The organism is Acinetobacter sp. RIT698 (genome assembly GCF_009668065.1).
Classification (GTDB): domain Bacteria; phylum Pseudomonadota; class Gammaproteobacteria; order Pseudomonadales; family Moraxellaceae; genus Acinetobacter; species Acinetobacter guillouiae.
The window spans coordinates 24,247-37,739 of sequence record NZ_WJYH01000007.1 but is presented as its reverse complement, the minus strand read 5'-3'; the positions used below and the strand labels follow the sequence as shown (position 1 = coordinate 37,739).

Annotated in this window: 11 protein-coding genes; 6 read left to right on the top strand and 5 right to left on the bottom strand. The window is 38.5% G+C overall.

All coding sequences use genetic code 11. The features are described 5' to 3' along the window. The first annotated feature begins 51 nt into the window (after positions 1-51). Complete coding sequence (locus GJV03_RS04780) at positions 52-1,251, top strand: NAD(P)/FAD-dependent oxidoreductase (RefSeq protein WP_004817673.1); 1,200 nt, start codon at positions 52-54, stop codon at positions 1,249-1,251. Positions 1,252-1,421: 170 nt separating this feature from the next. On the opposite strand, the gene GJV03_RS21410 is transcribed toward GJV03_RS04780, so the two are convergent. The 3 genes from GJV03_RS21410 to GJV03_RS04775 all read right to left on the bottom strand — a co-directional run bounded on the left by GJV03_RS21410 (position 1,422) and on the right by GJV03_RS04775 (position 3,589). Next, positions 1,422-1,574, bottom strand: a complete 153-nt coding sequence (locus GJV03_RS21410) for a hypothetical protein (RefSeq protein WP_004723764.1) — start codon at positions 1,572-1,574, stop codon at positions 1,422-1,424. A gap of 144 nt (positions 1,575-1,718) precedes the next feature. Then, entirely contained in the window at positions 1,719-1,883 is a 165-nt protein-coding gene (locus GJV03_RS21405) for a hypothetical protein (RefSeq protein ID WP_171287947.1), read from the bottom strand. A gap of 83 nt (positions 1,884-1,966) precedes the next feature. Then, positions 1,967-3,589 (bottom strand): mechanosensitive ion channel, encoded by a 1,623-nt coding sequence (locus GJV03_RS04775; protein WP_154129584.1) that lies wholly within the window; start codon positions 3,587-3,589, stop codon positions 1,967-1,969. A 534-nt stretch (positions 3,590-4,123) separates the two neighbouring features. Here GJV03_RS04775 and GJV03_RS04770 point away from each other — a divergent pair. Then, the gene (locus GJV03_RS04770; RefSeq protein ID WP_154129583.1) at positions 4,124-4,546 is read left to right on the top strand and encodes a hypothetical protein; all 423 of its coding nucleotides are present in this window, start codon (positions 4,124-4,126) and stop codon (positions 4,544-4,546) included. Between the two features lie 108 nt (positions 4,547-4,654). Here GJV03_RS04770 and GJV03_RS04765 read toward each other — a convergent pair whose 3' ends face one another. Both GJV03_RS04765 and GJV03_RS04760 read right to left on the bottom strand, forming a co-directional pair. Beyond that, the gene (locus GJV03_RS04765) at positions 4,655-5,104 is read right to left on the bottom strand and encodes an ABZJ_00895 family protein (protein ID WP_004723773.1); all 450 of its coding nucleotides are present in this window, start codon (positions 5,102-5,104) and stop codon (positions 4,655-4,657) included. Positions 5,105-5,582: 478 nt separating this feature from the next. Next, the gene (locus tag GJV03_RS04760; RefSeq protein WP_154129582.1) at positions 5,583-6,794 is read right to left on the bottom strand and encodes a multidrug effflux MFS transporter; all 1,212 of its coding nucleotides are present in this window, start codon (positions 6,792-6,794) and stop codon (positions 5,583-5,585) included. Positions 6,795-6,940: 146 nt separating this feature from the next. Here GJV03_RS04760 and yccS point away from each other — a divergent pair, with 146 nt between their 5' ends. The 4 genes from yccS to GJV03_RS04740 all read left to right on the top strand — a co-directional run bounded on the left by yccS (position 6,941) and on the right by GJV03_RS04740 (position 13,493). After that, entirely contained in the window at positions 6,941-9,115 is a 2,175-nt protein-coding gene (yccS, locus tag GJV03_RS04755) for a YccS family putative transporter (protein WP_081401077.1), read from the top strand. Positions 9,116-9,214: 99 nt separating this feature from the next. After that, the gene (locus GJV03_RS04750) at positions 9,215-9,775 is read left to right on the top strand and encodes a YcxB family protein (RefSeq protein ID WP_004723779.1); all 561 of its coding nucleotides are present in this window, start codon (positions 9,215-9,217) and stop codon (positions 9,773-9,775) included. A 159-nt stretch (positions 9,776-9,934) separates the two neighbouring features. Continuing rightward, a complete protein-coding gene (locus tag GJV03_RS04745) occupies positions 9,935-12,583 on the top strand; it encodes a PepSY domain-containing protein (protein WP_154129581.1) in 2,649 nt (882 codons plus the stop codon). Between the two features lie 124 nt (positions 12,584-12,707). Beyond that, complete coding sequence (locus GJV03_RS04740; RefSeq protein WP_154129580.1) at positions 12,708-13,493, top strand: YdcF family protein; 786 nt, start codon at positions 12,708-12,710, stop codon at positions 13,491-13,493.

Below are 13,493 nucleotides of genomic sequence, written 5' to 3'. Positions count from 1 at the left end.
TTACTTTAAATTTGTCTATAATCCCCTGCTCAAAGTTTCCATGAGTGTGATATGTCTTCTAACCAATATGATGTGATTGTCCTCGGCGCAGGTGCTTCAGGTTTAATGCTTGCGGCAAAAGCAGCTGCCCGTGGTCGTAAAGTCTTAGTGGTTGAGAAAGCCAATAAAATTGGTAAAAAAATCCTCATGTCAGGTGGTGGTAAATGTAACTTCACCAATCTTTATGTTGAGCCTGAAAATTTTATTTCACATAACCCACATTTTGTCATCTCTGCCCTGACGCGTTATACCAATTGGGACTTTATTGGGATGGTCTGTGAATATGGCATTGACTATGAAGAACGCAAACATGGACAACTGTTTACCTTAAATGGCGCAAAAGAAATCTTAAGCATGCTGCTCAACGAATGTGAAAAAACACATCATGTTGAGATTAAAACCAGTTGTGAAGTCAAAGCGATTAACACGGTTGACGATCAGACTTTTCAAGTCGCCACCAATTTAGGCTATTTTCAGGCTGAATCTGTAGTTGTTGCATCAGGAGGCTTATCTATTCCAACATTGGGTGGCTCTGGCATCGGCTATGAGATTGCCAAACAATTTGGTCACCACATCTATCCTACACGCGCAGGTTTAGTTCCCTTCACTTTTTCAGATCAATTTAAAGAAGTTACCACTCGTTTAAGCGGCAATGCGGTTGAAGCAACGCTATCTAACGAGCTGATCGCATTTACTGAAGCATTGTTGTTTACACATCGTGGCTTAAGTGGTCCAAGCTCATTACAACTTTCAAATTATTGGAATGCAGGGCAAGCATTCCATATTAACTTTTTACCAAGTCTTGAGCTGTTTGATTTTTTAAAGCGCAAAAAGCAAAGCCAACCTAAGGTGTTAATCAGAACCTTACTGACTGAACTTTTACCGAAAAGTGTGGTGATTGAACTACAAAATCTCATTTGGTCCGAGTGGGCTGAAACGGCGATTGGGCAATTAAGTGATGAAAAACTTGAAACGATTGCCAATAAATTACAGCAATTTGAAGTCAAACCCTCTGGTACTGAAGGCTATCGGACTGCAGAAGTCACTTTAGGCGGTGTCGACACCACTGAAGTTTCATCAAAAACCATGGAAAGTAAAAAACAAAAAGGTTTATTTTTTATAGGTGAGATCTTAGATGTAACTGGTCATTTAGGCGGGTTTAATTTTCAGTGGGCATGGGCTTCAGCACATGCTGCTTCAGAATATGTTTAATTTAAACTGATCAATAAAGATCTTTCATAAATCAAAAAATGATCATGTGCAGTGAATCATATGGGTATTATGAAAGTGCCTTCTCTCGCTGGGAGAAGGCTAGGATGAGGGCGCTTTTATGTTGATTTATGGTTTTAAAAAGGACGTATGAAAGAAGTCTAATAGAAAGCTTATTCCAGATAATCTGTTTTAAATAAGATAAGTTGGTTCTGGATTTGCTGCTTCTGGGTCACACGTTGAATCGCCAAATCCATCGACTTTAGATCATGGTTTTTTGCAAATAACGACTGATGAATTTTGTGTAAAAAATAGATGATCTTCATTTCAATTCCTTTGAAAATGATATTTATCAGATGAGTGTGTTTTATATTGCCTACATATTCACCCATTCAATCTAGACAATAAATCATCTGATGTCTATCTCTTTTCTATAAAAAACCGATAAAATTCATGCTTTGCAAACACAATCACTCTTGAGATTTGTTTTTAGATTCATGTTGTTGCTTAACAATTTCGGATGATTGCTTTTTCGGTTTTGCAAACACAAATTTATAAGCACTTGCTAAAAACCCTACAGTGATTCCTGCAATCACAATGGGTGCAATGAAATTATTTGGCTTTTTCTTAGACATCTCTATTCCCTCTCACTTTTGACCTAAAAATAAAAAGATCGATCAAGCATCAATCCTGATCGATCTTTAAAAGAATTTAAATGTTAATTCGGGTCATCTTTGTCCTGTTTCAATGAATCAGTAAGTGACTTGTACTCATTTTCAATCGCAGGGGTATCCGCGGTTACTTGCGTAGCGTCTGTACCACTTGGCTGTGATGAATAAGTATTTTCTTGCTTTAATGGATTCGGTTGATTTGCCTCTTTCTTGGCTTTATCGATTAAATCCGTTAAAACGCGTTCTGCAGGTTGACGTCCACCTAGACCAAAGGCCAATGCAAAAGCAACTGCCACAGAACCCAAGGTTAAGCCAAAAGCAAGATTAACGATCGAATCGGCAATTCCCATGGCTTTTAAACCCATTGCAATCACCAGCCCCATGATCAAAACACGAACCAAGTTGCCTAACCATCTTGAGCTATTGTACTCACCACGCTGTACCACATTCGCCACGATATTGGCCAACCAGAAACCGATCACCAAAATCACTGCGCCTAACAAAATATTGGCACCAAAGTAAATAAACATTGAAATCAAATGACTAACTTGCTCAAAGCCCAGTCGATTTGCCGCTTCGGAAACAGCAAATAACATGGTAAAGAAAACAATCAGATAACCAATGATACAAGAAACTTTCGTGTCACCTAAAAAGCGTTGCAAATCTAATTTTGCAGGAATTTCATCAACACCTGTTCGAGCTACAACTTCTGAAACCAAACGCCCCACAAAACGAGACACCACATAGGCCACAATTAAAATTAATCCGGCTGCAATAATATGTGGAATTGCATACATGATTTCACCCAGCATTGCGGTTGCTGGTTGTGAAATAGCCTGTATACCAAGTGCTTCAAAAGCCACAATTAACGCAGTAATCATGACAACGGCAAAAACAAAAGAGCCTAAAAACTTCGCTAAACCTTGGTTTGAGTTTTTAAATAGCCCTACTTTTTCTATTTGGGTTTGTAAATTTAGACTGTTGATTAAACCCTCAACAATCCCGCGCAGGATTTTTGCCAAGATATAACCGACAAAAACGATGACACCCGCAATGAAAATATTCGGTATATAAGAGACTGCCTCATTCAGCATGTTCTGCACTGGAAGCAATAAGCCTTGCAAACCTAAAATTGATAATACAATTGGTAGGAACAGCAATAAAATTAGCCAGTACACAATATCAGCGATATTCTGACTGATCGGACTGACCCCAACATCAGCACTTAATTTCTCATCAAGTTGAGTCCGATCCAAAGCTTTTTTTAAACCGACTTTAACCAGATTTGCCACAATCCAGCCAATAAACCCGATGGCGACGGCAGCCAGTAATTGTGGAATAAACAATAAGAATTGCTGAATCATCAAACTAAATGGGCTGCTTACGCTGGTAAGATTCAGCACATTTAATGCACCAATCACCGCGATCACCATCACCACCCAAAAAACAATTCGAGAAAGAATACTTTCAATATTTGAACGATGACCTGTTGCTGAAGACAATTTTGTATTTGTACCTAGTTTTTCTAGGATTTTTTTAATTCCTGCTGCAACAATCAGTGCAATAATCCATCCCACAATAAGGATGGCAACAGCGGCGAGAATCGGGTGGAATTGATCCCAATAATACATGGCATCAAATCTCCCCCTTGTTTGTAAAATTTCATTCATTTTTATTTCCTCAAGTTATAGATTTATAACAATCTGAGTGTGCTCAAATGACTTTAAGCAACATTCTTTATTTGAATTGGATACTTGATGAATTACTCTTCTACTTTATCTATTGCTTATATAACGAGCAAATTTAACTGCATAAATACAACAAAAGCATGCAAAAATGAAAAACTCCAGCTTTGCAGCTAGAGTTTGTCTTATCAATATAATCTTTATAGATGATATATGGGATTAAACCCAGTCGGCGATCATGTAAACAAGCAAGGAAACAAGAAATAACCCCACAAGAATAAGCATATAAATGGGTAAGCGATTCTTATGCGTTATATCTTCAGTACTTGTTACATAAGATGGTTTATTGAAATCGTGTTTCATGACGTCCACCTCCATCGAATTGATGTATTTTTATACTAACAGGCTATTTGTGATCTGTGTGTAAAAATATTTTAAGCAAAAGTAAATTTTAATTCGAGCAGTTCTTGATAGATAAATGAGCTATAATATGTACCCCATTTTTTGGCTATTGTAGATATGGCTTATCAACGACAAAGTGTCGAGTTGGACTTGGACACTGATGTCACGCATCAATGCTTCACACATACCTCAAGAGATGATCATCTCATTGGAATTATTGAATTTAACAAGCCAAGTTATATTCTAAAATGGGGCGATTTAGAGTATTTCCGTCGCCGTACAGATGAATTGTCGGTCATGCCGTTCCCAGAATGTGTCAATGCAATGATTATTGATATTCGCAATGTCGTACCATTTCTGGATAATGAAGTTCCAATCGTGCCATGGCGTTTACTTGAAGAAGACTGCCCGATACGACTTGTTGTTTCTCAAGATCGTTTAGAACATTATGCAGGGATCTTTGAACCAACGTGGTTAACCACAGACATTGAAATTGCCATTCAAGAATTACGCGAATTTATGGATATGTTCGTACACTAACAGCATATCCTTAGCTTAAAAATAAGATTTATTTTTTGCTTATTTGTATTGATACAGATTTCATCAATGACTTTGATTTCTCAAAGTAAAGTCAACAATTTAAATAGATCATTGACCAAACATTTTAACTGCCATACGCTGCGCTTGCTTTCCATAAAACCAATAGGTAATTAAATATAAAGGGATTGCCAACATCAGCAACATGATCAATGCAGTGAGCAAAAATTGAGTATTTTGCAGATACATCACAAAAGTTTTCCACACTTCTGGATCATTTTGAGAAAAAAACCAAACACCCGCAAATACCCCAAGTAAATTATAGCCCCAAAATATTGCAGTATAACCAAGGGTCAATTTTTTACGCTCTTGATCTGTAGGCGCACGGCGTTGTTGTTTGAGAAAACGATATAACACGATAATCATCGCGATCAGATAAGGTATTGCTGTTAATACCCCCGCAATTTCATTGGGCAGTAATGCTGCTAACACACCTGCAACCATGGTCAAGACTAAACAAAGCAGCAAAAACCACAAAAAATATTTGTTTAAAGACACCATGACGACAGCCTAGATTGCATAAAGAACAATATTATAATTTTTTTTCAACTTTTTTTCATTTTCTTGTCAACCAATTTGAAACTGTTGTCGTTATATAAGTATAAGGTCTGCAGCAACCAAATTGATTGCACGGCATCCGCAAAGAAATTTGGAGACCTTCTCTCAGAGAAACTAAAAACTTATGCTTCTTAAGATTCAACTTAGCAGCCTGAATCTTTATAACGAAGTATTTTGGCCGACGATTTACTCATCACTCGAATCGTCGGCTTTTGTTTTTCTGGCGTTTGTGTTTTTATCGTTTCTGCTTTGACCGCGTGTATGTGTATCGCGTACTTGTTCTAACAATACAATCTCTTAGAACCTGTCAATTTCCTCATACTTGAATAAAAAATACAGATCGTCTTTGATTCGATAAAACAAAATTCACTTTTGTCTTGTAAATAAACAAGACGATCTCTTGTTCAGTATCGATATAAGCTTAAATTTGTTTCATCTTGAACTGTTGAGCCACTTTTAAAATTGCCATAAATCCAGCCAGAGTAAAAGCCAACATCAAAATTCCCATATTTAATAAATGATTCCATATGAGAAAATTCAATACCACACCACCCAATAGACCACACGCAAATTGCATACTGCCCATAATTGCACTTGCAGTTCCTGCTCTTGAGCCTTGTTCAGACATCGCCAATGCCATCGCATTCGGTCCAGTAAAACCAATCCCTGAAACAGAGAAAAATAAGCCCAACATGACAATCGCCAATGGTGCATCAGACATGAAACCTGAGCTGACAATAATCAGCCCACCTGTGACTTGAATCAAACCACCAATTTTTAACCGCAGGATCACCGAGAGTTTGTTGGCTAAACGCTTATTGATAGAAGACAGTAAAATGATACCAAAAGCATTAAAACCAAAGGCAATAGCAAACTGTTGCTGAGTTAAATGATAACCATCCATCAACACTGCTGCCGCGGAACTGATATAACAAAATAGTGCTGCACCAGTAAAGCAACCTGCCAACATTGGAAAGCGAAAGCTTCGATCTTTAAAAATAGCAGCATATAAAATAAAAACTTGTTTAAAGTTGAGACGCAGCCTACGTTCTGGTGCGAGTGTTTCCTTAAATAAAAAATGTACACAAAATAAGCAAAACAGACCAATCACAAACAAGGCAATAAAGACACCTTGCCAACTAAAGAATTGTAGAATGGCGGCACCCAAGGTTGGAGCAAGAATTGGGGCAATCCCCATCACAATCATCATACTGGAAAAAGCTTGTGCTGAACCTTGCACATCTAAACGGTCTCGAATTGCAGCCCGTGCCATCACCACACCCACACAGCCCCCCAAAGCTTGTAAAACGCGTGCGGCAATCAATGACCAATGATCAGGTGCTAAAACACACAACAAACTGGCAAAAGCAAACAAGGTCATACCAAAATAAAGCGGTTTCTTACGCCCAATACGGTCACTGATTGGACCATAAATCAATTGACCAACAGCAAGACCAAAAAAATACGCCGGCAAGGTATTGGCGACTTGCTGGGTCGTCACATTAAAATCTTGCGCCATTTGTGGTAATGCTGGCAAATACATATCAATGGATAATGGACCCAAAGAAGTAAATAAAGCCAAAAGCATAATCCAGCCCGTTGAATACTGCTGACCAACGTTTTTTTCAGACATAGATGGTTTATAATTTGATAAGGAATGTTGCAGACAAGTTTACACTGTCCATTGTATGATTTGTCACAAAGATAAGTGAAAAGTCATATAAGCCAAATCGCATTTCCCAAGTAAATAACACCCTATTGATTTAACAAGGATTTCCTTTGAACACTTGGCTGTTAAAACTCAGAAAAGCAACCTACAACACAAGTTTCATGTATAACTTGAGAATGATCATTGCCTTTACAGGGACTGCATTTGTACCTTATCTGTTGGGACAGCAGTTAATGACCATTCCTCTCACCTTAGGGGTGGTTGCAGCAGGTCTCAGTGATATAGACGATCGCTTCTCTGTACGTATCATGAATTTGATCTATACCTATATCGGATTCTTTATCACCGCTGCCTCAGTGAGCCTGCTCTTTCCTTACCCTATTCTGTTTGCCTTAGGTTTGATTGTTTCTTGTATCGGTTGGATTTTATTGGGTTCTTTGGGACGTCGCTATGCCACCATTTCTTATGGCTGTCTGGTGGTTTCTGTGTATTCCATGCTTGGGGTGCATTTATTTGATCAATGGTATATCCAGCCAAGTCTATTGGTGGTTGGTGCAATTTGGTATGGGGTTATTTCAACCATCAGTTTTTTACTGTTCCCAGTACGGCAAGTTCAAGACAAGCTGTCTCAATGTTTTTCATCATTAGGTAATTTTCTATTTTCCAAATCCAATTTGTTTGATGTCGATATGACACCAACCAGCTATCAAGACAGTATGATTAGTTTGTCTATGGAAAATGGGCAGCTCATCAGCATTTTTAATGATATGCGTACCGCCTTGTTGACGCGTTTAAAGGGTGACCGAGGACAACGTGATACACGTCGTAGTTTACAATATTACTTTGTTGCACAAGATATTCATGAACGGGCCGATTCAGCACATATTGATTATCAAAAGCTGGCCAAAATGTTTGAACATAGTGATGTATTATTTCGTTTTCAACGTATTTTAGCGCTGCAAGGCAAAGCCTGTAAGGATCTAAGCGATAGTATCTTACACCGCACCACCTACCAGCATAATGTCCGTTTTGAGCATGCTTTTAAAAACCTCAGATACTCGCTGGATAAACTCAAAAAAGAAGAAAATTATGACTTAATTTGGATCAACTCATTGTTTGCACTTTATCAAAACTTAAAGTCGATTGATGCCCAATTACAAAATCTCGAAACTGAACGGCATATAAAATACGATCAAAGTAAAAATTTCGAAAACCAACTTAAAGATGATGACCTCAAAGGTTGGGATGATATTGTCATTCGAATCAAACAAAATTTAACTCCCGAGTCTGTACTTTTTAGACATGCAATTCGTGTTTCGATTGTTTTGTTTATTGGCTATGTTTTTGTGCAACTCACCAATATTGAATATGGTTACTGGATTCTATTAACCGCACTGTTTGTCAGCCAACCGAACTTTAATGCGACCAAACGACGTTTAAGATTACGGATTATTGGAACATTAGGCGGCATTATTTTAGGCTATGCAATTTTGTATTTTGTGCCCTCTATTGAAGGACAACTCTTATTACTCGTACTCAGTGGTGTATTGTTTTTTGATTTACGCAGTAAACAATATGCCCAAGCCACTGCCTTTATTACCATCATGGCGCTGATCAATTTTAACTTGGATGGGCTTGGCTATGAGGCAGCGCTACCTCGTATGATTGATACAGTGATTGGCTGTGCCCTCGCCTGGTTCGGTGTCAGCTTTATTTTCCCTGACTGGAAGTTCCGTCGTTTACCCCGCACCATTCAACGCTCACTGGAAGCTCAATGCAATTATTTGGCAAATGTAGTCGCTCAATATCATCAGGGACGCAATAATAGTTTAGAGTATCGAATTGTTCGCCGTGCTGCACATAATCGGGATGCAGATGTTGCCTCACTGATTTCAACCCTTGCCACTGAACCAGATTTTGACCCAAGTCAAAAAAGCTTAGCTTTTGAGTTCTTATGTCTAAATCATACCTTTCTTAGCTATATCGCAGCACTCGGCGCACATCGTGAGCAAGTGAAAGACCAACAGGTGCTTAATTTATTGGATCAAGCTTTAGATGATATCTCTGGGGCTTTATTACGGGATGAAATGCCTGATTTAACCGCGCACAATATGTTGAAAGCCATTCGTACCCGTTTAAGCCAATCCGAGTCAGAAGACTCTAAATCACTCATTATTCTTCAACAATTGTCATTAATGTTCAGTATTTTAAAGCAACTAAGTAGCTTGAAACAGAATTTAAGCCATGAACGAGATGATCAATCTACTGAATTGGCTTCTTTATAAATCTGCATCAAAATTGCATCGTTATTTGGTACAATAGGTGCACTAAATCTTGAGATTTAGTGCTAAACTCTGACTAGATTTACATACATTACTGACACTATGACTGCCAAGAATATTTACGCTTATACCTTACAACCTGTTCCGTACGAAGTTTCGGAAGCCGAACAACGCGGCGCTCAACTTGCAATTTGGCGTAGTACCAATAAAATTGGGATTAAAGCTTGGGCAATCATGGGTGTAGCAGTGGTACTCTCATTACTTGGCATCGCTTTAATTAAAAACTATTCAACCATTATTTTTTGGGTGGTTCTTGCTGCAGTTGCCATCTATCTTTTGGTTCGCAAGTTCGGTCTTGAATGGTATGTAAAACGCAAGATGAATGAATTTCCAGTTCAGGAAATCAAAGGTGTAAAATTAGGGGTGCAGCCAAGTGGTATTGTGATGCGTCAACAAATGGGTGTACAAGAAGGTGTTGGAACCGTGGCTTGGAAAGACATTTATGAATGGTACAACACCCCTGAATTCTTACTGGTAAACTTTAAAGTAAAAGGCCAACAAGGCGCATATATTCTACCTAAACGTATGGATAGCAAGAATTTCCCCTTTGAAACACTGCGTAAACATTTAAAAGAAGTTGTTGGTGAACCCAAGACACTTTAATTTAAAATTTTAAAAGGCCTCCATTTTTGGAGGTTTTTTTGTACTTCGCTATTTTAATAAAAATGATAATGAGAATAAATATTATCTGCAAAATTCATTATCTCTCCGATTTATTCAGCTATAATTTGCTATCAAAAATATTCTGCCCTTTGCATTGCCATGTTTAAAAAGACTTTTTTTCAAATTCACTGGTTTCTAGGGATTACAGCTGGTTTAATTCTCTCAATTATGGGAGTGACTGGTGCAATCTATTCTTATGAACAACCTATTCAAAGATGGTTAAACCCAGACAGCTACACGGTAAAAGTTGAAAATCAGGCAAAACTCACGCCTGCTGAAATTTATCAACATTTCCAAACCCAAAACCCTGAAATGAAGATCAACAGTATTACTGTCGCAAAAGCCGCTGAAGAAGCTTCAAACATTAATATTGTCAAAGAAGGTGCTCGTAGAGGTTATACCATGATGGTAAACCCTTACACGGCCGAAGTTCTTCCAGAAGTGAAAGGCAAAGATTTTTTTCAATTTATACAGCAACTGCATCGTAACTTAACTGTCGGTGAAGTCGGTAAACAAATTACTGGTGCCAGTACCTTGATGTTAATTTTCTTTGTACTCAGTGGCCTCTATTTACGCTGGCCGAAAAAGCATTCTTTTAAACAATGGTTTGCCATTAAGCCTAAACTCAAAGGTCGTAATTTCCTTTGGGATCTACATGCTGTAGTCGGCACATGGGTGGTGATCTTTTATTTACTTTTAGCATGTACTGGGCTGTATTGGTCGTATGACTGGTGGCGCAATGGTATGTTTAAAGTAATGGGGGTTGAACGACCTCAGCCTGAAATGCAAGCGGCACGCGGTGGAGAAGGTCAAGGACGTCAAGGGGCTTCTGGCAATCCTCAACAACAACCACAACAACGTGGCGAAAAGCAAAATCCAACGACAGATCATCAACAACCAGACCGTGAAAATAAGCATGAGAATAAAGAAGGCTTAAAACCAGAACAAATTCAACATGTACTTACTCAAACATGGAATGGGTTTAATGCTCAAATTAATCGTGACTATTCGACACTGACTGTTTCGATCCCTAAAAAGCCAGATGGTAAAGTTGAACTCACTTTTGTTGATGCTATTCCACAACATGAGCGTGCACGAAATAAAGCAACCTATAACTATCAAACTGCACAAATTGAAAAATTAGACTTATACGAAAGCAAACCACTCAATGAAAAAATCATGGGAAGTATGCTCCCTGTACACCGTGGTAGTTTCTTTGGCCCAGTTTTTCAATTCATCGCAATGCTTGCGGCATTGGCAATGCCATTATTTTTTGTTACTGGATGGATGCTATATTTAAAACGTCGTAAGCAAAAGCGACTTACGCTTGCTGCAAAACAAGCGGGTTCAGCAATTCAAATTGATCCAAATGCAACACCTTGGTTAATTGCTTATGCCTCTCAAACAGGAATGTCTGAGCAATTGGCATGGCGCACCTCAACCAGTCTACAAGAAGCCCATCAGCCAACAACGGTAAAAGCTGTACAACAACTCTCTGAAGATGACCTCAAGCAAGCCAAACAGATTCTCTTGATTGCAAGTACCTATGGTACAGGTGAAGCACCTGACTTAGCCTCGCACTTTGAGAAAAAGCTTATGGCTACATCATTGGATCTTTCGCATTTAAAATATGCGGTTTTAGCATTGGGTTCACAAGACTATCCTGAGACCTATTGTAGCTTTGGGCATCGCATAGATGCATGGTTAAAACATTCTGGTGCGCAACAATTGTTTGCTACGCTTGAAGTCAACAATGGCAATAATGCAGATATCCAACATTGGAATGATGCTTTAGCAAAAGCCACAAAACTCGATCTACAAACAATGTCTATTGATAAAGTTTTTGATCAATGGCGTCTAACAAAACGAGAATTACTCAATCCAAACAGCTTAGGCGCACCCGCATTTAATCTTGAATTACAAGCCAGTTATGATACAGCTTGGCAAGCAGGTGATATTGCTGAAATTCAAACGGGAAATAGCCCAGAACGTATTCAATTGTTCTTGGATAAATATCAAGTTCATGCAGAAACAAAAGTGGATTCACTCGAACAAAGTATTCAAGAAGCGCTTTGGAATCGCGATTTAACTGTTGCTGTTGAACCTTTTGCTAATATGGAACATTTACTTGAGCAACTCCCTACACTACCGACTCGTGAGTATTCGATTGCCAGTATTCCAAGTCAGCAAGTGTTGCGTTTGGTGGTTCGTCAGCAACAAAATCCTCAAGGTGAGCTTGGTCTCGGTTCTGGTTGGCTGACAGAACATGTGCAATTGCGTGATAAAATTGCGTTAAGAATTCGTAATAATGAATCTTTCCATTTAATTACCGATAACCGTCCGATTATCTGCATCGGAAATGGTACCGGGATTGCGGGATTAATGAGTTTGATTCATGCCCGTGTTCGTATGGACTATACTGAAAACTGGTTGATTTTTGGTGAACGCCAACAAGCAAACGATTATTTCTTTAAAGATACAATTCAAGCTTGGCAAAATACAGCGATGCTCAAACGTATTGATTTAGCCTTCTCTCGTGATCAAGCTGAAAAAATTTATGTACATCATAAACTGCGTGATCAAGCGGAAGAACTGAAAAAATGGGTAGCCAATGATGCGGTGATCTATGTCTGTGGCAGTATCAATGGTATGGCAACTGATGTTGATCTCGCTTTAATTGATATCCTTGGAGAAGACACAGTTGAACAATTACGTTTAGATGGTCGTTATCGTCGTGACGTTTATTAGGGTCTATTGAATAAATTTACCCGCCAAAACCGAGCTCGATTGCTCGGTTTTTTTTGATTCATATATAATAAATACACAGATTTCGTTTAGAATTAGACTAATTTTTAATGATTTGTTTTCACCCATGTATAACAATAAACTCTTCCGCATTGTCTTTTTTTTGCTGGGATTTGTCTTATTCCTCGATGGATTTATTTTAATTTTATATAAAAAAATCCACTTAGGAACAATACTCCCTTTGCTGATTGGCTTAGCCTTTATCACTACAGTGCTATGGAGCCAACACATTCAGCAGTATTTAGCACAACACTTAAAGTTAAAGAAAATCTGGCGCTTAGGATGGATTCTATTTACACTTTGGTCAGTCAGCTTAATCGGCTTCTTTGGTTATATCCACTTAAAATCCCAACAAAATACAGCAGAAAACAATCTACAAGCAATTATTGTTTTAGGCAGTGGCATTACTCAAGGAAAAGCCTCACCGACCCTCGCAAAACGTTTAGATCAAGCCGGTGAAATTGCAAAACAACAATCACAAGCTTTGATCATTGTCAGTGGTGGTTTAGATTTTGGTGAAGAAAAACCTGAAGCGGAAATTATGTCGCAATATTTACAAGAGCATATGCAAATCCAAGCCAGTAGAGTCCTACAAGAAAATAAAAGTACCAGTACTGACTTAAATCTAAAAAATAGCCAAGCGATTTTAAAAGCGCATGGTTTAACTTTAGACTCTAAAATTGCGATTGTGACCAGTGATTTTCACACCTTACGTGCCGCAGCAATCGCCAGAAAGCAAGGCTATCATAACTTCATTACTGTAGGTGCTGAAACTCCACTCACGACACGCTATAACGCATGGTTAAGAGAGTATTTTGCCTATATCAGCGGTTGGGTGCTCGGTGAATATTAA